Here is a 22,943-nt window from a genome sequence, read left to right on the forward strand (position 1 = left end):
TGGCTGGGCGCTCCCGGCGACACCTACGTCAATCGCCCGGCCGTGACGGGAAGGGGGAGCACCCACGTCGATGCAGCGTTCATGGGTCTCACCTCCTCGGCCGGTGTCACGGTGGACCGCACGCTACAAGCCCGAGCGTGATCTCGTCCAATCCTTTTCCGGCCCTCCGATCGGCAGATGGGCCGGGCGAGTCGGGTAGTAGTCTGCGTTCATGTTCCACCGCAAACCCCTCGAAGAGCGCATCGCCGAGCGCGTCGCCAAGCGTCCTCCGCTGAAGGAGGGCAAGCACTTCGAGCACCGCCCCGCGCTGATCGTGTTCTGCGTGGTCATCGCGCTCGTCGCGCTGAAGATCGTGGGCGCTTTCGCCCTCATGAAGTGGGGCGTCCAGTAGGACCGCGGTTTCCCCTCACGTCGTGCGGCGGACGCCGGCCCCCTGGGGGAGCAGCGCGTCGCCGAGCATCCGCCAGTACGGCATCGCGGACCGCCCCGGCTCGACTCCGATGACCTGGATCGCGACGTGGTCGGCGCCGGCGTCGCGGTGGGCGCCGAGCTTGGCCACGATCGTGTCGAGGTCGCCCCAGAACACCAGGTCGTCGACCAGGCGATCGCTACCGCCGCCCGTGATCTCCTCGTCCGGGTAGCCCAGCCGCCGGAACTTGGCGATGTTGTACGGCGAGTTCAAGTAGCGGTGCAGGTGCTCCCGCGCGGCCGCGCGGGCCCTGGCGGGGTCGGACTCGAACAGTACCGCGTGCTCGACGCCCAGGAACGCGTCCGGTCCCAGGATCTCCCGCGCTCGCGCGGTGTGCTCCACCGTGACGTGGTAGGTGAGGGCGCCGGCGGAGCGGTCACGGGCCAGTTCGAGCATCTTGGGCCCGTACGCCGCCAGGATGCGGCGCATCGGTGTCCGCGGCAGCGGGTTGGACGTCCGCACCGCGTCCATGTCGTCGAGATATGCGGCCATCGCCGCCAGCGGCGTGACTCCCGGCCTCGGGGCGCCGCCGAAGCCCAGGCCGAGCACGTGCCGTCCGGGGTAGGCGTCGGCCAGGAGCAGCGCGGCGCCGTACGCCCACGGGGCCTCGCGCGACCAGATCCGCGCGATGCCGTTGACGACGGCGATCCGCCGGGTGCAGGAGAGCAGGTAACCGGCGTGCGTGAACGCCTCACGCCCCGCCAGCTCCGGGATCCAGAACGCGGGCCATCCCCGATCCTCCAGTTCCTGGATCGATTCGCGCATCAGCGCGGCGGGCTGGTGCTCGAAGTCGAAGGTGTAGACGCCGAACCCGCCCAGGTCCAGGCCGTCGAGGTCGCCCATCGGTGTCTCCTCGTGCTTGTCTTCGATCTATATATCGAAGTATCGCAGATTTTCGATATGAACCGCAATGCGAGGGCGGGCGTCATGCGACGTCGTGGTTCTAGAGCGTCTCCCCCAGGGAGGCGACGAGCCGGGCGATGCGCTCCTCGTCGCGCTTGTAGTGGGTCCACTTGCCCACCCGCGTGCCCTTCACCAGGCCCGCCCGCTGCAGCTCGGCCATGTACGCCGACACCGTCGACTGCGCGAGCCCCGCCCTGGCCTGGATGTGGCTCACGCACACCCCGACCTCGGCCGGGTCGGCGATCGCTTCGTGCAGCGGGAAGTGACGCTCGGGCTCACGCAGCCACATCAGCAGCTGCAACCGCATCGGGTTCGACAGCGCACGCAACGCCTCGACCAGCTCGGGATCCGGTGAGGTCACGCTCTCCGCCATGAGCCCAGGCTACAGCTCCCCCACCCATATTTCGGAATTCCTCGATGCGAGCGAGGGATCACGATTCGAGGGCGCTGCCCTGCTGCCACTTGCTGAACGGCATCTGCCAGAAGCCCCAGCCGTTGTTCCACTCCAGGATCCGGCTGGTACCGACGATCTTGACGACGTCTCCCCGGTGGAAGTTGTCGTAGAACCACTTGGCCTGGGAGGGGCTGGCGTTGACGCAGCCGTGGCTCACGTTGGCCCGGCCCTGGGAGCCCACCGACCAGGGCGCGCTGTGGACGTACTCACCGCTGTTGGAGATGCGCACCGCGTGGTTGACGACCTCCTTGTAGTAGCCGGGGTCGCCCTCCTTCTTGCCCGGAGAGATCATCGTGACCGGGTTGCCGCGTTCCATGGTCAGGTGGACGCCGCTGGTGGTCGTGTACTCGCGGGTGGTCGCCATGCCGGCACTGATCTTCATGGTCTGCACGACCTTGCCGTCGCGCCGGACCACCATCATGTGGGTCTTGGTGCTGACCGAGCTGATCCAGGCGGCGCCGATCTTGATGATCGTGCTGTGGTCCTCCATGCCGTAGGTGTCCGGCCCGGCCTTCACGCCGGTCAGGTGCGCGGTGAACTTCACCTTCTGGTGCGCGGGCCAGTACTTGGCGGTCCGGTAGATGACGTACTTGTCGTCGATCCACCGCCACGCGCCCTTGACCGGCTTCTCCGCGTCCACCTCAAGGGCCTGCTCCACCGCGGCCTTGTCCTGCACCGGCGCGTTGAACCTGACCATGATCGGCATGCCGACGCCGACGGTCTCCCCCTTGATGCCGGGGGTGACGTCCACGACCTCCAGCCCGACCTTGGGCTTGAGAGTGGTGAAGCGGCTGGTCGCGGCCGCCGGGCCGCCCTTGCCGGTGGCCTTGGCCGACACGGTGTACTTGGCGGAGGGCTTCAGCGGTTCCTTGGAGGTCCACTTGGTGTGCGTGGAGTCGAACTCGCCCTCGACCGTCTCGTCGCCCGCCTGGACGGTGACCTCTTCCAGCTCGCCGTCGGCGGCCGTGACGACCACGGTCTTGTCGGGACGCACCTTCGCGCTGCCCGTCGCCGGGCTGATCGTGATCTTCGGCGCCGGTATCGCCGGCGCGGCGTCGCCGGAGTCCCCGCCCGTCGAGCCTGGCGTCCCCGATCCGCCGGAGCATGCCGACAGAGCCGCGGCCAGCGCCACGGCGACTCCGGCGATCGGCCACCTCGAACGACTTCCAGTGCTCAGCACAACTACTCCCCCATGAGCGCGAAGGGCACTATAAGACCTTATTCGGGGTTGCCTCCTATGTTGGCATTTTCTCCTGCGCTTAGGTCACATTTCGGTCGCTTCTCCGATGGGCTCGTCTCTGTAGACGGTAAGGTGCAGGTCAAGACTGATCAAGTGGCAAGTCAGCGCCCGTCATATGAGGGCCTGCACGTCCTCGTACGAGGGAAGGCCGGCGGGGATCTGCCCGCCCGAGGCGACCGCCCGCGCGGTCTCGGCCACGGCGTGCAGAGCGGCCCGCAGCAGCAACGAGCCGGTGCTGATCCGGCGCACGCCCAGCGCGGCCAGACCCGCGACGGTGTGGCGGCCGGGCAGGAGCAGCACGTTGAGCGGCAGATCGACCGCGTCCACCAGCGCCCGTACGTCGTCGCCGTCGGCGACCCCGGGAACGAACACGCCGTCGGCTCCGGCCTCGGCGAGGGCCCGCAGCCGGCCGACGGTCGTAGCCAGGTCCCCGGCCCCCAGCCAGTAGGTGTCGGTGCGGGCGTTGACGAACAGGCCCGGCGCCTTCGCCTTGACCGCCGCGATCGTCTCGCACCGCTCGCCGAGATCCGCCAGCGTCCCGTCCGGCCGGCCGTCCTCGATGTTGACGCCTGCCACGCCGAGCGCGGCCAGCTCGGCGGTGATCTCGGCCACCCCCTCCGGCGTGTCCGCGAAGCCGCCCTCGATGTCCACCGACACCGGGCAGGGCAGCCCGGCCAGCCGCCGGGCCAGCGCGAGCGTCTCCTCCGCGGTGTCACCGGTCGCGTCGGGCTTGCCCGCCGCCGCGGCGACGCCGAGGCTCGTGGTCCCGATCGCGGCGAACCCGGCGGCGGCCAGGACGGCCGCCGAGGCGTAATCCCAGGCGTTGGGCAGCACCAGCGGCTGCTTCGCATAGTGCAGCGCACGGAAGTCAGGGTGGTGCAGCGCACGGAAGTCAGGGTGGTGCAGCGCACGGAAGTCAGGGTGGTGCAGCGCACGGAAGTCAGGGTGGTGCAGCGCACGGAACGTCTCGCCGTGGGTGCTCATCGGGGTCCTTTCGTGGTGTGGGTGCCCTCAAGGTGGAGGCTGGCGGGCACGCGCAGGTTCGGCGACGGCTCGTACGGGATCTCGGGGTCGGCGAGGCGGTGTGTGAGAGCGGCCTCCACGACGCCCGCCGCCAGGGCGAGCGCGGCCCGCTCACCGGGGCAGGGCCTGATCCCGCCGCCGAAGCCCAGGTGCCCGCCGCTCCCGCCACGCCCCTGCCGGCGAGGGCCAGAGTCGAAGCGCTCGGAGTCGAAACGGCCGGGGTCGAAGCGGTGTGGGTCGGGGAAGACCTCGGGGTCCCGGTTGGCCGCCGCCAGGTCCAGCACGAGGACGGCCCCCGCGGGCACGGTGACTCCTCCGGCCGTGGCGTCCTCGGCCGCCACCCGGCGCGTGAGCCGTACGGGCGGGTCCCACCGCAGGGTCTCGGCGAGCAGCGCCTCGACCGGCCACCGTACGGACAGGTCGGCGGGCAGACGGGCCACGACCGCGAGGGTGTTCCCGATCAGGCCGGCGGTGGCGTCACACGCTTGGACCAGCGCCCCGGCCACCGCGGCCAGCAGGCCGGGTTCGAGCCCCTCCCCCTCGCCCAGCGCGTCCGCCAGCACGGCCACCGCCGCGTCCCCGGCGGACGCGGCCCCGGGCGCGGGCGGGAGATGGTAGGCGGCGGCCATGGCCGTCACCGCGGCGACCACCTCCTCCCGCCGGTCCTCCGGGACGCCGAGCCGGGTGGCGAGGACGCCGACCGGGACGCGGCGGGCGATCCTGGCCATCACGTCCACCCGGGAGCCGCCCGCCAGTTCGGCGCCGGCCTGCTCGCGGGCCTCGCGGCGCAGCCGTACGGGGTCGAGGGCGTCGAGCAGCCCCTCGGCGCGCGCGCGGCGGCAGGCGTGCTCGGCCCCGTTGCTGAACCTGCTGACCGCCCCCCGCAGCCACGCCATCCCCGTGCCGGGTTGCGCGGCGGGGGCGGCGGGGACGAGGAATCGAGGGTCGGCGAGCACGGCGCGCACGTCCGCGTGCCGGGTGAGCCGCCGTTCCAGAACGGCGGGCGGGTCGGCTGTCATCGGTGGCCGGGGACGCGTGGAGGCCCGCCCCCTTCCCCCTTTCTGCGGTGGTCGTCGTCTCTCCGGCAGGTTAGGGCCGTGATCCTTCGGCAACCGTCGAAAGATGAACGTTTCACGCCTAAATGGCGATGTACGACATGTGCGCCTTTGGGCCTTCTCAAAGATCGGTCCGCGGGTTATCACAGGGCGGAAGGGTGATCGTGAACTCCGCGCCCTTCTAGAACGTTCCACGGCTCCACGAACGGGCACCACTCGCCGGCAACCCGGCGTCGACATCTCGTACGCCCACTGGGCACCACCGCGATGGAGGACGGCATGCGCTTGTTACGCTCCGTGTTCACCCGATTACTTCTACTGTGTGCGATGGTCGCCGCGGGCGCCGCCGCCGGGACGGGGACCGCGAACGCGGCGGTTCCCGACGCGTGGGGCTTCGCCTACGTCGACACCAGCTCCGGCGTGCCGAACCTGTCCTACCAGGCGGGCAGCTGGACATCCGGTGCGGTCTCCGTCACGCCCGGCGTTCCCGGGGAGTACTTCGTGCGGTTCCCGCAGATCGGGATCCCCTCGGGCGGCGGCATCGCGCACGTGACGGCGATCTCGCAGTCGGCCGAGTGGTGCCAGATCGAGAAGTGGGGCCAGGTCGGCACCGACGAGATGGTGGCGGTGCGGTGCTACCGGTTCGGCGGCGGCCCGGCCAAGGCGCTGTTCTCCATCGTCTTCGGCAGCAGCAGCGGGGCGCTGTTCTCGGCGGCGCAGGCGTTCGGCTACGTCTTCTGGAACGGCAGCTCCATCGCCTCCGGCTACAACTCCTCGCTCGCGGCGAACTCCGTCTTCCACAACGCCACCGGTGACTGGACCGTCTGGCTGCCCGGTCTCGGCTCCTCGGTGCAGGCGGGGAACATCCAGGTCACCGCGGTCGACTCGGGTCAGCCGGCACGCTGCAAGGTGGGCGCCTGGAGCTGGGCGACGTCCGGGCAGAAGATCCAGGTGCTGTGCCACGACGCCACCGTCAACCCACTCGACACCGGCTGGACCCTCACCTACCAGCGCGAGCGGGCCATCACCGGAGCGTTCGCGCCGCCGAAGCTGTTCGCCTACACCTTCGACAACACCCCGGCCAACCCCGGGCCGTACGCGCCGGTGCCCCCCGCGATCAACTTCAACTACCCCGGCGCGGTCAACACGGTCCAGTCGGCCGGGACAGGCCTGCGTCTCGTGACCTTCCCCAAGGTCGGGGCGCTGCCCAACAACGTGCAGGTCACGGCGTACGGCCCCGGACCGGGGTTCTGCAACCTGCTCACCCTGTGGACGACCTCGGGGTCGACCACCTACGTCCGTGACGTCGCGTGCTACAACGCCACCACCAGGGTCAACCAGGCGTCGTTCGTGACCTACACCTCGATGTACTGACGACCGGCGGCAGGGGCGGGCGCGCCGGCCGGGACACGATGGTTCAGATCACGCGGAGGCGGTGGGTCAGCCCCGTGTGGCGGCGGCCCGCCCCCCGCGTGCGCACGGCCTGGCCGAGCGCCCGCCGCGACCCGACGATGACCACGAGCTTCTTGGCCCGGGTGATCGCGGTGTAGAGGAGGTTGCGCTGCAGCATCATCCAGGCGCTGGTGGCCAGCGGGATGACCACGGCCGGATACTCGCTCCCCTGGGAGCGGTGGATGCTGACCGCGTAGGCGTGGGCGAGTTCGTCGAGCTCGTCGAAGGAGTAGTCGACGTTCTCGTCCTCGTCGGTCAGCACGGTCAGCTTGCTCTCCTCGGAGGTGATGGCGGTGACGACGCCGACCGTGCCGTTGAACACCCCGGCCGCGCCCTTGTCGTAGTTGTTGCGCAGCTGGGTGACCTTGTCGCCGACGCGGAAGACCCGCCCGCCGTACCGGCGCTCGGGCATGCCCTCGCGGGCGGGGGTCAGCGCCTCCTGCAGAGCGATGTTGAGCGCGCCGGCGCCCGCCGGGCCGCGGTGCATGGGCGCCAGCACCTGTACGTCCCTGCGCGGATTGAGCCCGAACTTCCTGGGGATGCGCCGCGCGACGACGTCCACGGTCAGGGCGGCGATCTCCTCGGGCTCCTCGCAGGAGAACAGGAAGAAGTCGGGGAACTCGCGCACCAGCGGGTGCTGGCCGGTGTTGACGCGGTGGGCGTTGACGACCACGCCGGACTCCTGCGCCTGGCGGAAGATCTGCGTCAGGCGCACCCGGGGGATGCCGGGAGCGGCCAGCAGGTCGCGCAGCACCTCTCCGGCGCCGACCGAGGGAAGCTGGTCGACGTCGCCGACGAACAACAGGTGCGCGCCCGGGGCGACCGCCTTGGCGAGCTTGTTGGCCAGCAGCAGGTCGAGCATGGACGCCTCGTCCACCACGACCAGGTCGGCGTCGAGGGGGTTGTCGCGGTCGAAGGTGGGGTCCCCGCCGGGGCGCAGCTGGAGCAGCCGGTGCACGGTGGTGGCCTCGTGGCCGGTCAGCTCCGCCAGCCGCTTGGCCGCCCGGCCGGTCGGGGCGGCCAGGATGACCTTGGCCCGCTTCGCGCGGGCAAGGGTCACCACCGAGCGCACGGTGAAGCTCTTGCCGCAGCCGGGGCCGCCGGTAAGGACGGCGACCTTCTCGGTCAGCGCGAGCCGTACGGCCTCGGCCTGCTCAGGCGCGAGGTCGGCGCCGGTCCGGCCGCGCAGCCAGTCGAAGGCGGCCGGCCAGTCCACGTCCGCGAACGCCCCGAGCCGGTCGTGGCCGGAGGTCAGCAGGGTGCGCAGGGTGCCGGCCAGCGACAACTCGGCGCGGTGGAAGGGGACGAGGTAGATCGCGGGAACGGTGCTCTCGTCGCCGTCCCCGTTCTGCTCGCCGCTTCCCCTGGCCGGGACCTCCTCGCGGACCACGCCCTCCTCGGCGACGAGCTCCTCCAGGCAGGCCGTGGTCAGGTCGGGCGGCACCTCCAGGATCTTGACGGCGTCGGCGACCAGGTTGGGGGCGGGCAGGTAGCAGTGACCGTCGTCGGCGGCCTGCGACAGCGTGTAGCGCAGACCGGCCTTGACCCGCTCGGGACTGTCGTGCGGGATGCCCACGGCCTGCGCGATGGTGTCGGCGGTCTTGAACCCGATGCCCCACACGTCGTCGGCGAGCCGGTAGGGCTCCTTGCGGACCACGTCGATGGAGTCCTCGCCGTACTGCTTGAAGATGCGCACAGCGATGGAGGTGGACACCCCGACGCCCTGCAGGAAGATCATCACCTCCTTGATGATCTTCTGTTCCTCCCAGGCGGCGGCGATCATCTTGGTCCGCTTGGGCCCGAGGCCGGGGACCTCGACCAGGCGCTTGGGCTCCTCCTCGATGATCCGCAGCGTGTCGGTGCCGAAGTGGTCCACGATCCGCTCGGCCATCTTCGGGCCGATGCCCTTGATCAGCCCGGAGCCCAGGTAGCGCTGGATGCCCTGGATCGTCGCCGGCAGGACGGTCGAGTACGACCAGACCTCGAACTGCCTGCCGTACTTGGGGTGGGAGCCCCAGCGGCCGGTGAGCCGCAGCGATTCGCCCACCTGCGCCCCGAGCAGCGGGCCGACGACGGTCAGCAGCTCGGTGCCGGACCGTTCGGTGGCGACCCTGGCGATCGTGTAACCGGTCTCCTCGTTGGCGTAGGTGATCCGCTCCAGCACGGCGTCGAGCTGCACGCCGGGCGGCCTGCCCGCGGCGCCTCCGGGAGGATTCGTCATGGCTCGCATTGTCTCCCACATGGCGGGACCCGCCCGACGCGACCGGTGTCACGGGGGACGGAGCGGCCGGCGCCCGCGCGCCTCGCCGGCATCGCCTACGCGACGTCGGGCCGTGTCATCAGCGGCGACCGCAGGTGCAACTCCAGATCGGGACCGGTCAGGGGGACGATGTTCCACGTCGCCGCCGCTGTCCCGGCGCCGGTGTCGACCACCAGCCTGACCCGGTGCGGAGTGGTGATGACGTAGAGCTCGGCGACGAACGTGTCGCCCTGCCAGGCGCCGGCCGCGACGACAGGGCGGCCGAGCGGCGAACTCTCCCGCCATGCGCCGTGGCCGACCTCGATGTCGAGGGACGATCCGAACCGCAGGAGCCATCCACCGTCCGCGGAATCGACGATCACCGGGGTTCCGCCGGGCAGAGCGGAACCCTCGGCGGAGGCGTCGATGCTCGCCTTGACGGGACGCCCCGGGGCGGCCGAACCGGGCACCGGCGCGAACGACAGCCGCCGCAGCCGCTCGGCGAGGATCTCGTCGTCCCGGGTGCTTTCCGCCTTCCGGTCGAAGTGGTCCATGCCCGGCAGCAGGCACTCCCACAGTGCGTCGAGCATCTCCTGTGCCTGCGTGTGGGCGCCGGTCACGGCGACCACGAGGTCGTGCGACGGGACTACCACGCATTGCTGGCCGAAGGAGCCGTCACCGTGGTAACCGTGGCGCGACACCCAGAACTGGTAGCCGTAGCCGCTCAGGTAGTCGGCGTCCCCCGATCCGTCCTCGAACGGCAGGGTGTCGATGTGCCGCCTGGTCGCGAGCTCCACCCATTCGCGCGGGACGAGCTGCCGGTCGCCCCAACGGCCTCCGCGCAGCAGCAGCTCGCCGAAGGCGGCCACGGCCTCGGTCGTGAGGTGCAGCCCGTGGAAGCCGAAGGTGGCGCCGCTCGCCACCCGGTCCCATTCGGCGTGGTCGATGCCCATAGGCGTGAAGAGGCGCTCGTCGAGCAGCTCGGGCAAGCCGCGGCCCGTGACCCGTTCCACCATCCGGGCCAGGATGAAGGTGGTCGGGTTGTCGTAGGCGTGCCGTGTCCCTTCGGTCTCGGGAAAGGGCACGCGCAGGAAGCCCTTCACCAGGTCGCCAGGTTCCAGCCGCCATGCCTCCGCGAGGCTGTCCGCGCGGTGTCCGGTCGTCATGGACAGCAGGTGGTGAACGGTGATGCGGCGTGCCTGCTCCGAGATGCCGGCCGGAACGTGGCCGGGCAGCACGTCCACCACCCGGTCGTCCAGCGCGAGCAGCCCGTCGGCGATCGCGAGCCCTACGGCGACCGCGGTGAACGACTTGGTCAGCGAGTAGAGAAGGTGCGGGCGTCCGGCCGAGTACGGCGCCCACCAGCCCTCGGCGACGACGTGACCGTGGCGTACGACCATGATGGAGTGGCACTCGACGGATCGTGCTTCGAGCCGGTCCAGCATCGCGCCGATCGAACGGGACGACATCCCCGAGGCGGCCGGTGTCGAACGCGGCAGCAGGGCACGCTGAGAGGGCATGCGGCCACCGTAACAAGGCCGTGCAATCGAATTTCGCGACAAAGCGTGGAGCCTCCGCTCAACGGCCCGGGGCCGCCCGGCCGGCATCGGAGATCACGACGTGCGGCTGGGGTGATTAGGCTGGTCGTATGCCGTCGACGGGGACCCCATACGACTGGGCGTGGGTGGATGTCGCGGTCCCGGGTGCGCCGGGCCGGCTGCCGGGGGTGAGCATGGCCGGGTTCCGCCAGCGCTCCCCCGCGCTCTGGGACATCACCATGGTCGCGTACCCGTTCGTCACCGTCTTCGTCGACCTGAGCGATGAGGAGGCCGTCGTCTACGACGCCCATGGCCGGAGCCGGCGCGGCAGTGTCGTCGCCGGGCTCCTTCCCGGCGATTTCCGGGCAGCCGGCCGCCGGGTCGAGTGCCTGCAGATCCGGCTGGAGCCGGTCGCGGCGGCCGCCGTGTTCGGCGCGCCGGCCGAGCTCAGCGGCACGGTGGTGCCCCTCCAGGACGTCTGGGGCCGCGACGCCGGGCGAGCCGAGGACAGGCTGCGCGCCGCCGCGTCGTGGGACGAACGGTTCGCGATCGCGAGGGACATCCTCGGCCGGCGACTGGACGCCCGTCCCCCGGTCGATCCGGAGGTCGCCCACGTCTGGCGGCGGACGCTCGCGAGCCGGGGGCGGGTGCGGGTCGACGGCGTGGCGGACGAGGTCGGCTGGAGCCGCAAGCGCCTGTGGTCCCGTTTCCGGTCGCAGCTCGGGATCACCCCAAAACGCGCCGCTCAGCTGGTGCGGTTCGACCACGCCGCCCACCTTCTGGCGGCGGGGCACTGCGCCGCCGGGGTCGCCGCGGAAAGCGGCTACGCCGACCAGTCCCACCTCAACCGCGAGATCAAGGCGTTCGCCGGGCTCACGCCCACGGCCGTGGCCGAGGCGCCGTGGCTCGCGATCGACGACGTCGCCTGGCCGGCCCCGGCGCCGGTTTCGTCGCCGGCCCGACACCCCTAGAACGTCCGAAGTCCCGCGATCGCCGAAGCCGGGGTTGCCGCACTACTCGCCGGGAATCGGGCGGACATCGCCGACCTGCCACCGCCGCCGTCCGCTCGGGAACAACCGGCAGCGCAGTGCCCCCCAACCTCGGCCACTGCCTCGGCCACTGTCTCGTCATGGCTCGGGCCTCGGGGAGGGCGCCGGCTTCTGCGCGGATCACGCCCGCTTCATGCTGATCTGCTTGACACGGGCTGCGGACCTGTCGCGGCGATCAGTGACCCTGTTCCCTGCCGAGAAAGCACGACAGGAGTCGCCTGAAGTCGTGCGCGTGCTCGATCGCCGGCACGTGCCCGCATCGGCCGAACACGTGCAGACGCACATCGGCCAGATGCTCGAGCAGGGGCAGGGCCGCCGTCCCGAGCGGGGTGACTCGGTCCTCGGCGCCGTGGACGAGCAGCACGGGCGCGCGGACCCCTGCCAGCGTTTGCGCCGACAGGGTGAGGTCATCGGCCCACCGTGCCCTGGGCGGAGGGAACAACGACGCGTACGCGTCCGCCCCCTCTCGCATCGCAGCCGCACGGGCAGCGACGGCCGACTCGGTCACGAGCGCCTGGTCGAAGAAGAGGCGACTCAGCATGTCTCGTGCCCCGAGCGGGCCGGCGGAGGCGGCCCAGAGCGCGTCGAGGTCGGGCGACAGCGGCGCCCCGGGGGCGCCCATCGTCGAGACCGCCACGACATGGGTGACCTGCTGGGGACGCGCGGCCGCCAACGCCAGCGCCACGGCCCCGCCCATGGAGTGGCCCACCACCGCGTAGTGCTCGACACCGAGAGCATCCATCAGGCCCGCGGCCTGCTCCGTCCACAGCCGGAGCCCACCCCTGGAGCCCGCCGGGATCGGTGTACGGCCGAACCCCGCCTGGTCAGGAGCCACCAGGTGCAAGGACGCGTCCAGCGCCTGTGCGGTCGCCGCCCAGGCTCCGGATCCGGTCGTACCGGGTCCGGAGCCGTGCAGCATCAGCACCGAGGGCCCGGTGCCGCTCTCCATGACCTGAACGGGGGAGCCGTCGACCGTGACGGTCCGAAGCGCCGTCACCGGGACAGGCCAGGTGTGCTCATGCGGACGCGGAGTTGACGGACTTCGAGAAGACCTCCATCATCACCCGGCCGAACTGCGGCATGTCAGGCCAGCCGCGGCAGGAGACAAGGTTTCCGTCCACGACGTCGGGAGCGTCGATGACCGTCGCGCCCGCGTTCTCCATGTCACCGGTGATGGGGGGGAAGCACGCCGTCTTACGGCCCTTCAGCAGTCCGTACACAGCCGGCACCTGCGCGCCGTGGCACACCAGCGCGATCGGGAGGTTGCGCGCGAAGAAGTGCTCGGTGATGCGCCTGACGTCGGCGTCGACCCGGATCCACTCGGGGGCACGTCCCCCGGGAATGATGAGGGCGTCATAGCGCTCGACGTCGACTTCGGCCCAGGGCACGTCGACCGGCAGCTTTCGGCCGTTCTTCTCCACGTACGCGTCGGAGTTGGGGTCGAACTCGTGGATGACCAGCTGAACGTCACGCATCGTCCGTGACGAGACGTCGACGTCCCAGCCGCCCTCCTGCACGCGATAGTAGGGATACATGGTGTCGAGCTCCTCGGCGGCGTCGCCGGTAAGGAGCAGTGCTCTAGGCACCTACTTCTCCTCGCATCTGGGGCGGGTGAGGTGGATCCGATCCAATCGGATCCGATCCGATTGCGTCAGCATTCCTCGGCTTGGCCCGCCCGTCAAGCCTTTACGCCATTCCGTCCGAGCCCTTGACTTCGTCGAACAATCGGCGGAACCGCTCGCCGGACAGCAGGATGTGCCGGCGCATGGCGTAGGCGGCGGCGTCGGGGTCACGCGCGGCGATCGCGGCCAGCACCTCTTCGTGCTCGGCCATGGCCAAATGAGTGACCTGGGTGTCGTGGAGAAGCCGGAACAGGTGCACGTGCGTGTGCAGGCGACCGAGCGCTTCGCGGATGACCTGGTTCTCCGCGCTCAGGGCGACGAGATCGTGAAAAGCGGCGTCGCGTAACCCGAAGGCGCCATAGGCCATGATCCCGTTGCCTCCCTCCAGCTCCGCCATCTCCTCCAGCATTCGTCGCAGACCGGCCACCTGCTGCAAGGATGCGCGTTCGGCGGATCTGCGCGCCGCCGCCGGCTCGAGGAGCAGGCGGAGCTCAAGCATGTCCTCGAATCGCTGACGGGTGATCTGGGGGGGAATGCGATAGCCGGCATGGGGCACACGCACGACCAGGCCCTCGGCCTCCATGCGGTTCAGAGCGTCTCGGATCGGCGTCTGCGAGACCCCGAGCTCTCGCGCCAGGACGTCGATCGTGACGCGGGAGCCAGGCTCGATCCGCAGCGACATCAGCTGTCCGAGCAGCGTGTCGTACACCTCGTCGGCAAGCCGGCCGCGAGATCTTCTCGGCGGCGCTCCGCCTGTCATGGCCCCACGGCGCCGCACGATCATCGTTTCGTCGTCCATCGTGACGTGAGGTCCTTTCTGGAGTTTTCGGGAACCTGTTGACGTCGTTCGCAACGCTGCTGGATGTTGACGCCCCCACTCGGATCGTATAGGAAAGGTGGCGGATGCCAGCCATCCTTCCTCCATCTCGGAACCGCCCGTCATCGCTCCGCTTCGATCAGTTGGAGCTCCCATGAGCATGCTCGACGTCCTACTCGGCTCGCCGCCGGGCCACACAAGGGCCGAAGGACCTCTCGACTGCTTGAAGCCCCATTACGTCGCGGCGTACTCGTGACGCCGGTCTGCGGGTCAGCCCCTGCGACAGCCGGCAACACGCCTGAACACCCCCCAGTAACTGCTCGGCGAAGCACGCAGTAAGGCTCCAGAGCTCCCCACTCAGAAAGCAGGCAAGAAGATGCGGTATCCAAAGCGAATAGGACGACTGTCCGTTCCTCGTCGAACGGCGCACCTGGCGACGGCGGCCCTGTTGGTGGCCGCCATGGCGGCTTGCGGCCAGGACGACGGCGCGAATTCGAGCGCCCCTAAGGCGCCGGCGACCATCCCGGAGCTCACCAAGGACCCGCTGACCCTCAGCTTCATCTGGTTCGACTGGCCCCCCGCCCACGCGCTGGAGACCTTCGCGAACGCGGAGTACACCAAGGAGCGGCCGAATGTGACCATCAAGGTCAACACCGTGCCGAACGCGAACTGGCACGACGCGATGTTCACCCAGTTCGCGGCGCACAAGACCGACTTCGACATTCCGGTCCTGGACTCGCAGCACATCGGTGAGGCCGTGACGAACGGCAACATCCTCGACATCACCGACTTCGTCAAGAAGAACATCGACGTCAAGGCCTACAACCCGTACCTCCTGGCGGCCTACGGCCAGTTCCCCCAGGCGGAGACCGGGAAGCGCGACGAGAACGCCAGCCTGTACGGACTGCCGCTGCTCGGCGACACCTGGACGATGATCTACCGCAAGGATCTGATCGGCGACAAGCCGCCGCAGACCTGGGACGAGATGATCTCGGTCGCCGAGAAGTGCCAGGCGGACAACCCCGGCGTCAGCGGGCTGGCTTTCCACCAGGCCAACGGCTCCGACGCCGCGGCCGTGACCTACAACACGGTCAACGGCCTCTACGGCGGCAACCTCTGGGACGCCAAGGCGCGCAAGATCGAGGGCGTCATCAACGACGCCGCGGGCCAGGAGGCGATGGACATCCTGGTCAACAAGATGAAGCCGCTGACCGCCAAGGGCTCCGGCAACTGGTTCATCGACGAGGTGAACGCGGCGGTCGCCCAGGGCAAGGCATGCATCGCGTTCAACTGGATCGCCGCGAGCGGCGCTCTGCTCGACCCGAAGCAGTCGACGCTCGGCTCCACGAAGGAAGAGATTCTCAGCAAGCTGGGCTTCGCCGCCCTGCCGAGCCAGAAGACGAACCTGGTGCCTCTCGGCGGCATGGGGATGCACATCTCGGCCTACTCCCCCAAGGAGAAGCAGGCCGAGGCCCTGAACTTCATGAAGTGGTTCGAGCAGGCTGACATCCAGAAGAAGTGGGCCGCGGCCGGTGGCGTGCCGGCGCGTACGGACGCCCTGGAGTCGCCCGAGTTCCTCAATGCCGGGCCGTTCAACAAGGTGTACACCGAGTCGGTCCCGCGGATGCGGGACATGTGGAACGTGCCCGAGTACGCGCGCCTCATCGACATCGAGAACACCAACGTCAACGCGGCTCTCAACGGCGCGAAGGCGCCGAAGGACGCGCTCGACGACATCGCCAAGGAGCAGCAGAGCGTGCTCGACTCCAGCGGCCGCAAGGGCGGCGGCGGACTGTGAGTGACCCCGTCTCTCTGACGACGGACCACCCCGGGCAGGTGGCGTCCACGACGCCGCCTGCACCGGGTCGGTCCCGCCACTTGAGCGACCGCTGGCTCGCGGTGGTCTTCATCTCCCCCGCGTTGCTGCTGTTGCTCGCGATGTCGGTGTTCCCGTTGCTGTGGGCGTTGTACCTGTCTTTCACCGACTACTCGGCCACCCGCGGGGGGCCCGCCACCTTCGTCTGGTTCGGGAACTACACCGCCATCCTGGCTTCGGCGCAGGTCCACCTGAGGGCCTTGACGACGGTGATCTACGTGGTCGGCGCGGTCGCCCTGCAGACCGTGCTCGGTTTCTCCATCGCCTACCTGATCTCACGGCGCACGCACGGGCGAGGACTGCTGACCACTCTGTTCCTGGTTCCGATGATGCTGTCGCCGGTCGTGGTCGGGCTGTTCTGGCGGTTCATGCTCGACGCGCAGTTCGGCGTGATCAACAGCATGCTCGGCTCGCTCGGCCTGGGACAGGTGGAGTGGCTCACCCGGCAGCAGACGGCGTTGTTCTCCCTGATCGTGGTCGACACGTGGCAGTGGACGCCGTTCATCATGCTCATCGCACTCGCCGGCCTCACCGCGGTCCCCAAGTACCTGTACGAGGCCGCCTCGATCGATCGGGCGTCCGAGTGGTTCCGGTTCCGCACCATCACTCTTCCGCTGGTGTGGCCGCTGCTCCTCATCGCCGTGTTGTTCAGGGCCATCGAGGCCTTCCGGCTGTTCGACCTCGTCTACATCCTCACCAGCGGAGGTCCGGGGGTCTCCACCGAGACGCTGTCGTTCCACGTCTACAAGGTCGCGTTCCTGGGCTTCAACACCGGAACCGCCTCGGCGTACGGGATCCTCATGGTCCTCATCGTCATCGTCCTCACGCAGCTCTACCTGCGCTACCTCAACAAGCTCAAGGAGGACTGATGGCCGTCTCCGTCGACGAGGCCGTGGCCACAGGTCCTGTCCGGGATCGCACGCCCTCCGCGCGCCGCCTCGGTGGCCGGGGTCGCTCCGTGCTGGAGGTCGTGCTGCTGACCGTGCTGGCCGTCGTGATGCTGTTTCCGGTTCTGTGGATGATCGAGACGTCCATCAAGGAGAACCGGGACGTCTACGCCATCCCGGCCAAGTTCTTCGACTTCACGGTCACCATGGACCATTTCAAGGACGTGTTCGTCGCCCCCGGCGGCGGTCGCTCGGCCTTGTCCGTGGCGTTCCTCAACTCCGTCCTTGTCGCCGGCGTCTCCACGGCGCTGGCCACCGTGCTGGGGGTCCCGGCGGCCTGGGCCTACTCACGCTTCTCCGTGAAGGCCAAGAAGGACCAGCTGTTCTTCATCCTGTCCACCCGCTTCATGCCGCCCGTGGTGGTCGTGATCCCGATCTTCCTCATGTATCGCCAGGTCGGACTCATCGACTCCAAGCTCGGCCTGATCCTCATCTACGCCGCGTTCAACGTCCCGTTCACGATCTGGATGATGAAGGGGTTCGTCGACGAGGTGCCCGCGGAGTACGAGGATGCCGCCATGCTCGACGGCTACACCCGTCTGCAGGCGTTCTGGCGATTCACCCTTCCCCTGCTCCTGCCCGGGATCGCCGCGACGGCGGTCTTCGCACTCATCTTCTCGTGGAACGAGTTCGTGTTCGCCATCTTCCTCACCTCCAGCGACGGCGTGCGGACGGCCCCACCCGCCATCGCCGGCCTCATCGGTGGAACCACTGTGGACTGGGGTCTCGTGGCCGCCGCCTCCCTGGTGTTCGCCCTACCGGTGCTCATCTTCGCCTACCTGGTGCGCAAGCACCTCGTCGCCGGCGTGACGCTCGGGGCGGTGCGACGCTGATGGCGGGCATCGAGGTGACCGCCCTGCACAAGCGCTACCCGGACGGGACGGTCGCGGTTGAGCACGTGGACCTGTCGATCGGGGACGGCGAGCTGTTCGTGATGCTCGGCCCTTCGGGCTGCGGCAAGACGACCACGCTGCGGGCCATCGCCGGCCTGGAGAGGCAGACGACGGGCGACATCCGCATCGGCGACACGCTGGTCAACGACCTGCCGCCCGCCGGGCGCGACATCGCCATGGTGTTCCAGTTCTACGCTCTCTATCCGCATCTGAGGACCCGCGACAACCTGGCGTTCCCCCTGCGGGCCGAGGGACTGCCCAAGTCGGAGGTGCAGGAGCGGGTCGACGAGGCCGCCCGGCTGATGCGGCTCGGTCCGCTCCTGGACCGGCGGCCGCACCGGCTGTCCGGCGGGGAGCAGCAGCGCGTCGCGCTTGCCCGCGCCCTGGTGCGGCGCCCGCGCGCATTCCTCATGGACGAACCCCTCACCAACCTGGACGCGGAGCTGCGTGCGGACATGCGCACGGAGATCAAGCACCTGCAGGGGCAGCTGGGGACGACGATGGTCTACGTCACCCACGACCAGGTCGAGGCGATGTCGCTCGGCCACAGAATCGCCATCCTCAACAAGGGCCGCGTCGAGCAGATCGGCACGCCGCTGGAGGTCTACGACCGTCCGGCGAGTCTCTTCTGCGCCGCGTTCATCGGCTCCCCGCCGATGAACCTGATCGAGGTCGAGGTGGCCGAAGGGAAGCTGCGCGGTCAGGGCGGACTGGTCCTCACGCCGCCGCCAAACCTGCCGCGCGACCGTCGCCTGGTCGCAGGCGTCCGGCCGGAGGCGCTGGAAGTCACAGAGCCAGGGGCGGAAGGTTCGGTCCCGGCCCGCGTGGTCTCGGCGGAGTGGCTGGGCGACGAAATCATCTACGTGGTCGACTACGGCGGCCAGCGCGAAGTACGGGTTCGGATGCCACCGACTGTCCGTTTCGCCGCTGACGCGCCGGTCGGGCTGCGGCACACCGGCGGGCCCCCGCCGGTCTACGACGTGAGCACGGAAGAGCTGGTGGCCTGATGGGAACCGTGGCAGTGGAAGGGCTGCGCAAGTCCTTCGGCAAAGTTCAGGCCCTGGACGGGGTGACGCTGGACGTGCCGGACGGCTCGTTCTTCGTCGTGCTCGGGCCCTCCGGGGCGGGCAAGACGACGACCCTGCGAGCGATCGCCGGCCTTGAGAAGCTCGACGCCGGGTCGGTGCACCTGGACGGGAGGGACGCGACCGGTGACCCGCCGGCGGCACGCGACCTGGCCATGGTCTTCCAGAGCTACGCCCTCTACCCGCGACTCACGGCGTACGAGAACATCGCTTCGCCGCTGCGGGCACGCCGCTGTTCTTCGAGCGAGATCGCCGCTGCCGTCGAGCGGATGTCGAGCCTGCTGCACATCGAACGTCTGCTGCAGCGTCGTCCCTCCCAGATGTCCGGCGGTGAGATGCAGCGTGTCGCCCTGGCACGGGCGCTCGTCCGTCGCCCGCGCGCGTTTCTCATGGACGAGCCGCTGACGAACCTCGACCTCAAGCTCCGCGTCGAGATGCGTACCGAGCTCACCCGCATCCACCGGAGCCTCGGGGGAACCTTCGTCTACGTGACCAACGACCAGGTCGAGGCGCTGTCCATGGCCGACCAGGTCGCGGTCATCAAGGAGGGGAAGGTGCAACAGGTCGGAACGCCGACCGAGGTGTACGAGCGTCCGGCCAACCAGTGGGTCGCGGGCTTCGTCGGGAGCCCGCCGATCAGCCTGCTCGCCTGCCGCGCCGAGGGAGATCGTCTGGTCGGGGAAGGCTGGACGCTGCCGCGGCCCCGCTGGACCACGGCCGAGGACGGTCGCCCGCTGATGCTGGGCCTGCGCTCGGAGGACCTGTCCGTCGAGCGGCGTGGGGACGCGTCGTTGCCGGGTGAGCTCTACGGCCTTGAGCCGCTCGGTGACCGTACGGTGGTCGACGTCCGGGTGGGGACGGAGATCCTCAAGGTCAAGGCACGACCCAGCGTCACCGGTACGCCGGGCGAGCGGCTGCATGTCACGGTCGACCTGGACCGTGTGCACCTGTTCGACGCGGGCACCGGGCTGGCGCTGTACGAGGCCGGGAGGTAACCGCCCGGGAGGTAACCGCACAGCGCGGCGACGTCACCATGCGCCCGCACGTGCGATCGGGCCTCGGCGGACCGTCATCGGTGAGCAGTGGCTGACGACGCCGAAGCAGCCGTGACCCGAGAAGGCGATCGGCGGCGCGAGGCGTCGCCCTGCGGCCATGGCCGAGGCCACGTTCGACCCGCTCGGCGCCCTCGACCCCGACGAGGTCGTGTGATCCGTTCGTCAACGCGCGCGGCGCGATCGCCGAGGTCACACCGGACATCAGCAAGAACATCACAGGAGGCGACGCAATGAGCGACCCGATGAACGTCCTGGCCCCCGAGTACCGGCGGCTCCGGATCGGCGACACCTGGCGCGACGCCGCCGGCGGAGCCACCTTCCCCGTCGAGGACCCGGCCACCGGCAAGGCCATCGCCGAGGTGGCGGACGCCGGCGTCGTCGACGGGCTCGCCGCTCTGGAGGCGGCGAGCGAGGCGATGGCGGAGTGGGCGGCGACCCCGCCGCGAAAGCGGTCAGAGCTGTTGACCGCGACGTACCGGGCACTGACCGAGCGATCCGAGGAGGTCGCCCGGCTGATAACGCTCGAGATGGGCAAGCCGCTCGCCGAGGCCCGGGGAGAGGTGGCCTACGGCGCCGAGTTCTTCCGTTGGTTCGCCGAGGAGGCGGTGCGCATCGAGGGGCGCTACAACACCGCTCCCGGTGGTGGGTATCGCATCCTCACCGTGCCGAAGCCGGTCGGACCGTGCGTCTTCGTGACGCCCTGGAACTTTCCGCTGGCCATGGGCGCCCGTAAGATCGCCCCTGCGCTGGCGGCGGGCTGCACGACGATCACCAAGCCGGCAGCCCAGACGCCACTCACCATGCTGCTCCTGGCCCGCATCATGGAGGAGGTCGGCGTTCCCCCGGGCGTCGTCAACGTCGTGACGACCAAGCGTTCGGGCGATGTGGTCTCAGCACTGCTGGCCGACCGCCGGACCCGCAAGCTTTCGTTCACCGGGTCGACCGAGGTCGGGCGCGTGCTGCTGCGACAGGCTGCGGACAACGTGCTGCGCACCTCCATGGAACTGGGCGGCAACGCGGCCTTGATCGTGTGTGCCGACGCGGACCTGGACGTCGCGATCGACGGCGCCATGGTGGCCAAGATGCGCAACATCGGGGAGTCCTGCATCGCGGCCAACCGAATCTACGTCGAGGAGCCGGTGCTCGAGGAGTTCACGACGCGCTTCGCCAAGCGGATGGGCGCGCTCTCGGTGGGCCATGGTCTCGACGACGGCGTGGACGTCGGGGCGTTGATCGACGAGCCCTCGGTCAACAAGATCGATGAGCTCGTCACCGACGCGGTCGATCGCGGCGCCCGTGTCCTGGTGGGCGGCGAGCGTCCGGATGGGCCGGGCCACTTCTACCCGCCGACGGTCCTCGTCGACGTGCCCGAAGACGCGCAGATTCTGGAGGAGGAGATCTTCGGCCCGGTGGCGCCGATCATCTCGTTCACGTCCGACGACGAGGTGATCGCGAAGGCCAACGACACCGAGCACGGCCTGGTCGGATACGTCTTCACCCGCGACCTCCAGCGGGCGCTCCGGTTCACCGAGGGGCTGGAGACGGGGATGGTCGGCGTCAACCGTGGTTTGATCTCGGACCCGTCTGCTCCGTTCGGAGGCGTGAAGCAGTCGGGGATCGGCAAGGAGGGGTCGCACGAGGGCATCCTCGAGTACCTCGACGTCACCTACGCGGCGATCGACCTACCGTGACCGGCCTGTTGCTCCGGGTGCCCGCCGAGGATCACCGCGCCCTGTGCACACATGGCCTGACCGGCCTCCACCCGTGGGGCGGGACCCGGGCCATGGCCGGCACGAATCCGCCGGCACCCGGGCCCGGCCGAGCCGGGGAGCCCGGCGTGCGCCTGCGCCACCCGGCAGCCGACCTTGCCGACGCCGTCCCGGTCTCGCAGGTGACCCGTACGTCCGCCCAGCAAACCACCGCCGACGTTCCAGAGAGGCACCGACATGCTTGAGACCGTCCGCGGACCACGCCAGCTGATAGTGGGCGAAGGGGTCGCGCAGAACATCCCACGAGTGGTGGCCGAGTGTGGCTCGCGAGTCCTCATCGTGACCGACCGGGTTGTTCTAAGACAGCCGAGCGTGGCCGAGATCGTGGCCTCCGTGCGGGAGAAGGTCGCGGTCGTCGGGGTGTTCGCCGACGCGACTCCGGACGTGCCGCTCTCCGATGTCGCCCTGGCCGTCGCGGCCGCCGCGGAGGTGGATGCCGACGTGATCCTCGCCATCGGGGGTGGCACGGTGATCGACCTCGGCAAAATCGTCGGCGTCATCCGGCGCCACGGTGGGACGCCGCGCGACTTCTACGGCGAGTCGAAGGTGCCGGGGCCGACGATTCCTCTCGTCGCGGTCCCGACGACGTCAGGCACCGGCTCCGAGCTCACGCCCGTCTCGGTGTTGACCGACCCGGACCGCGAGCTGAAGGTGGGGGTCTCCAGCGTCCACATCGTGCCCGACTTCGCCATCGTCGACCCCGAGCTCACCTACTCCTGCCCTGCGTCCGTCACCGCCCACTCCGGCATCGACGCGTTTTGTCACGCGGTGGAGAGCTACACCGCGCGGCCCCGGGCCCACGGACCGCGCGACCCGGTGGAGCAGGTCTTCCTCGGCCGCAACCCGATCACCGATCACTACGCGCTCCTGGCCGCGGAGCGGATCGCCCGCAGCTTGCCCCATGTCGTCAGGGACGGAGGTGACAAGGAAGCGCGCGCGGACATGTCCTATGGGTCCATGCTGGCCGGGCTCGCATTCGCCCACGCGGGCACCGCGGCTCCGCACGCCCTCCAGTACCCCATCGGCGCGGCCACCCACACGCCGCACGGCCTGGGCGTCGGGCTCCTGCTGCCCTACGCGCTGGACGCGGCCAGGGACGCCATCGGCGACCGGTTGGCCGTCCTCGCCAGGGTGTGCGGGCTCGACGTGACCGACGCCTCGGATGCCGAGGCCGCGGATGCGTTCCTCACCTGGCTCGACGGGCTCCTTGCCGACATCGGCATCCCTGCCACCTTGGCGGACATCGGCGTGGCACGCGCCGATCTCCCGCGCTTCGCGGAGATGGCCAGTGGCGTCACCCGCTTGATCCAGAACCATCCAGGCCCGACCGACATCGCCAGCCTGACCGCGATCCTCGAAGCGGCCTGGAGCGGGGACCGGACCCGGCACGTCCTGACTCCGGAACAGAGCTGGTGACGGCCTTTCCCCTGACGACGAGTTCCCTGCCCCATCCTCGG

20 protein-coding genes are annotated in these 22,943 nt (G+C 69.7%); 10 read left to right on the forward strand and 10 right to left on the reverse strand.

The window, feature by feature from the left end; translation table 11 throughout:
• Positions 1–211: 211 nt before the first annotated feature.
• On the forward strand, positions 212–391 hold the full coding sequence (locus ACIBK1_RS17080) for a hypothetical protein (RefSeq protein WP_030512421.1): 180 nt from the start codon (positions 212–214) through the stop codon (positions 389–391).
• A 15-nt stretch (positions 392–406) separates the two neighbouring features.
• On the opposite strand, the gene ACIBK1_RS17085 is transcribed toward ACIBK1_RS17080, so the two are convergent.
• From ACIBK1_RS17085 to ACIBK1_RS17105, 5 genes are all read right to left on the reverse strand, one after another.
• On the reverse strand, positions 407–1,312 hold the full coding sequence (locus tag ACIBK1_RS17085; protein WP_030512422.1) for a TIGR03620 family F420-dependent LLM class oxidoreductase: 906 nt from the start codon (positions 1,310–1,312) through the stop codon (positions 407–409).
• A gap of 100 nt (positions 1,313–1,412) precedes the next feature.
• Positions 1,413–1,745, reverse strand: coding sequence for an ArsR/SmtB family transcription factor (locus ACIBK1_RS17090; RefSeq protein WP_030512423.1), 333 nt, complete (start codon positions 1,743–1,745; stop codon positions 1,413–1,415).
• A 58-nt stretch (positions 1,746–1,803) separates the two neighbouring features.
• Positions 1,804–3,006 carry a L,D-transpeptidase gene (locus tag ACIBK1_RS17095; RefSeq protein ID WP_396735930.1) on the reverse strand — a complete coding sequence of 401 codons (1,203 nt, stop codon included), beginning with the start codon at positions 3,004–3,006 and terminating at the stop codon, positions 1,804–1,806.
• A gap of 171 nt (positions 3,007–3,177) precedes the next feature.
• Positions 3,178–4,050, reverse strand: a complete 873-nt coding sequence (locus ACIBK1_RS17100; RefSeq protein ID WP_396735933.1) for an isocitrate lyase/phosphoenolpyruvate mutase family protein — start codon at positions 4,048–4,050, stop codon at positions 3,178–3,180.
• A complete protein-coding gene (locus tag ACIBK1_RS17105) occupies positions 4,047–5,108 on the reverse strand; it encodes a cytochrome P450 (protein WP_396735936.1) in 1,062 nt (353 codons plus the stop codon). The genes ACIBK1_RS17100 and ACIBK1_RS17105 overlap by 4 nt, the downstream gene beginning before the upstream one ends.
• Positions 5,109–5,423: 315 nt before the next feature.
• On the opposite strand from ACIBK1_RS17105, the gene ACIBK1_RS17110 reads away from it, so the two are divergent.
• Complete coding sequence (locus tag ACIBK1_RS17110; RefSeq protein ID WP_156081267.1) at positions 5,424–6,518, forward strand: hypothetical protein; 1,095 nt, start codon at positions 5,424–5,426, stop codon at positions 6,516–6,518.
• 43 nt (positions 6,519–6,561) lie between these two features.
• Here ACIBK1_RS17110 and recD2 read toward each other — a convergent pair whose 3' ends face one another.
• Both recD2 and ACIBK1_RS17120 read right to left on the reverse strand, forming a co-directional pair.
• Positions 6,562–8,817 (reverse strand): SF1B family DNA helicase RecD2, encoded by a 2,256-nt coding sequence (recD2, locus tag ACIBK1_RS17115; RefSeq protein ID WP_363536622.1) that lies wholly within the window; start codon positions 8,815–8,817, stop codon positions 6,562–6,564.
• Between the two features lie 95 nt (positions 8,818–8,912).
• Positions 8,913–10,355 (reverse strand): serine hydrolase domain-containing protein, encoded by a 1,443-nt coding sequence (locus ACIBK1_RS17120; protein ID WP_396735940.1) that lies wholly within the window; start codon positions 10,353–10,355, stop codon positions 8,913–8,915.
• Between the two features lie 128 nt (positions 10,356–10,483).
• On the opposite strand from ACIBK1_RS17120, the gene ACIBK1_RS17125 reads away from it, so the two are divergent.
• Positions 10,484–11,344: a helix-turn-helix domain-containing protein gene (locus ACIBK1_RS17125; RefSeq protein WP_396735943.1), complete on the forward strand. Its 861-nt coding sequence runs from the start codon at positions 10,484–10,486 to the stop codon at positions 11,342–11,344.
• Between the two features lie 253 nt (positions 11,345–11,597).
• Here the strand turns inward: ACIBK1_RS17125 and ACIBK1_RS17130 are convergent, their stop codons facing one another.
• The 3 genes from ACIBK1_RS17130 to ACIBK1_RS17140 form a co-directional block, all read right to left on the reverse strand.
• Positions 11,598–12,419: an alpha/beta fold hydrolase gene (locus tag ACIBK1_RS17130; protein WP_396735945.1), complete on the reverse strand. Its 822-nt coding sequence runs from the start codon at positions 12,417–12,419 to the stop codon at positions 11,598–11,600.
• A gap of 19 nt (positions 12,420–12,438) precedes the next feature.
• Entirely contained in the window at positions 12,439–13,008 is a 570-nt protein-coding gene (locus ACIBK1_RS17135; protein WP_139572575.1) for a DJ-1/PfpI family protein, read from the reverse strand.
• 100 nt (positions 13,009–13,108) lie between these two features.
• Positions 13,109–13,843 (reverse strand): GntR family transcriptional regulator, encoded by a 735-nt coding sequence (locus tag ACIBK1_RS17140; protein WP_036408437.1) that lies wholly within the window; start codon positions 13,841–13,843, stop codon positions 13,109–13,111.
• Positions 13,844–14,321: 478 nt separating this feature from the next.
• On the opposite strand from ACIBK1_RS17140, the gene ACIBK1_RS17145 reads away from it, so the two are divergent.
• From ACIBK1_RS17145 to ACIBK1_RS17175, 7 genes are all read left to right on the forward strand, one after another.
• On the forward strand, positions 14,322–15,659 hold the full coding sequence (locus ACIBK1_RS17145; protein ID WP_197042853.1) for an extracellular solute-binding protein: 1,338 nt from the start codon (positions 14,322–14,324) through the stop codon (positions 15,657–15,659).
• Positions 15,660–15,739: 80 nt separating this feature from the next.
• Positions 15,740–16,606: a carbohydrate ABC transporter permease gene (locus ACIBK1_RS17150; RefSeq protein WP_036408440.1), complete on the forward strand. Its 867-nt coding sequence runs from the start codon at positions 15,740–15,742 to the stop codon at positions 16,604–16,606.
• Complete coding sequence (locus tag ACIBK1_RS17155) at positions 16,606–17,517, forward strand: carbohydrate ABC transporter permease (protein WP_030511130.1); 912 nt, start codon at positions 16,606–16,608, stop codon at positions 17,515–17,517. The genes ACIBK1_RS17150 and ACIBK1_RS17155 overlap by 1 nt, the downstream gene beginning before the upstream one ends.
• Positions 17,517–18,584, forward strand: coding sequence for an ABC transporter ATP-binding protein (locus tag ACIBK1_RS17160; protein ID WP_030511131.1), 1,068 nt, complete (start codon positions 17,517–17,519; stop codon positions 18,582–18,584). The genes ACIBK1_RS17155 and ACIBK1_RS17160 overlap by 1 nt, the downstream gene beginning before the upstream one ends.
• Complete coding sequence (locus tag ACIBK1_RS17165; RefSeq protein WP_396735948.1) at positions 18,584–19,657, forward strand: ABC transporter ATP-binding protein; 1,074 nt, start codon at positions 18,584–18,586, stop codon at positions 19,655–19,657. The genes ACIBK1_RS17160 and ACIBK1_RS17165 overlap by 1 nt, the downstream gene beginning before the upstream one ends.
• A gap of 290 nt (positions 19,658–19,947) precedes the next feature.
• Positions 19,948–21,408, forward strand: coding sequence for an NAD-dependent succinate-semialdehyde dehydrogenase (locus ACIBK1_RS17170; RefSeq protein WP_030511133.1), 1,461 nt, complete (start codon positions 19,948–19,950; stop codon positions 21,406–21,408).
• A gap of 255 nt (positions 21,409–21,663) precedes the next feature.
• Positions 21,664–22,902: an iron-containing alcohol dehydrogenase gene (locus ACIBK1_RS17175; protein ID WP_030511134.1), complete on the forward strand. Its 1,239-nt coding sequence runs from the start codon at positions 21,664–21,666 to the stop codon at positions 22,900–22,902.
• The last annotated feature ends 41 nt before the right edge of the window (positions 22,903–22,943 follow it).

Source organism: Microbispora rosea, assembly GCF_044460045.1.
Classification (GTDB): Bacteria; Actinomycetota; Actinomycetes; order Streptosporangiales; family Streptosporangiaceae; genus Microbispora; species Microbispora rosea.